This is a genomic window from Megasphaera sp. AF13-6AC (genome assembly GCF_027685385.1).
In the GTDB taxonomy this organism is placed as follows: domain Bacteria; phylum Bacillota; class Negativicutes; order Veillonellales; family Megasphaeraceae; genus Megasphaera; species Megasphaera micronuciformis.
In genome coordinates, this window is the sequence record NZ_JAQCUN010000275.1 from 1 (window position 1) to 872 (window position 872).

The 872-nt window shown below is 52.2% G+C and carries 1 pseudogene; it reads left to right on the forward strand.

Annotation, left to right across the window (positions count from 1 at the left end):
* Positions 1-24: 24 nt before the first annotated feature.
* Positions 25-872 (forward strand): annotated as a pseudogene (locus PGX78_RS08810) (phosphoribosylformylglycinamidine synthase); the annotation flags it as partial.

The window sequence follows — 872 nt, forward strand, 5'->3', positions numbered from 1 at the left end:
TACCAAAAAACACCGGTTGAAGGTATGGTCGCACGTATTCCCGTAGGTGTGGGACAAAAGACAGAAACGGCCAGTGTTTTCACCCACGGCTATGATCCCGAGTTGGCATCATGGAGTCCCTTCCACGGCGCTTTATACGCTGTCGTTCAGTCTGTAGCGAAGTTAGTGGCCTTAGGCGGTGACCGTACAAAAGCGTATTTAACGCTACAGGAATTTTTCAGAAGTCTCGGTACGGATGCTCGTGCTTGGGGTGAGCCCGTGGCAGCTCTGTTGGGGGCGTATACGGCTCAGAAAGAACTGCAAATTGCGGCTATCGGCGGTAAAGACAGCATGAGCGGTACCTTTGAACAACTGACGGTTCCGCCGACACTGGTATCCTTTGCCGTAACGACGGAAAATGCAAAACACATTGTTTCACCGGAATTTAAAAAGGCCGGACATGCAGTTGTTCTCTTTGATATTTGCCGCGGCGAAGATGCTGTTTTGGATTGGGACGTATTCCGTCAGCACTGCGACTTTATTCATAAGCACATGGCGTCAGGAGATATTTACAGCGCACGTGCCGTCGGTAAGGGCGGTCTGGCGGCTACGCTTACGGAAATGGCTTTCGGCAACGGGATCGGCTTTACAGTTTCTTCGGACGTAAGTTCTGAAGACCTGTTCGCACTTCGGTATGGGGCGATTGTAGTGGAAACGGATGCGGAAAAGGGAGTTCAATGGGCTCAGCAGCTCAGTGCCGTTGCCGTCGTGGCCCGGACGATTGAAGAGCCCGAGGCCGTCGCGGGAGATGTGCGTATTTCCTTATCGGAATTGCAGACTGCGTGGGAAAAACCGTTGTCGCGTATTTTTCCCTTGCATAGCCAATCTGCAGA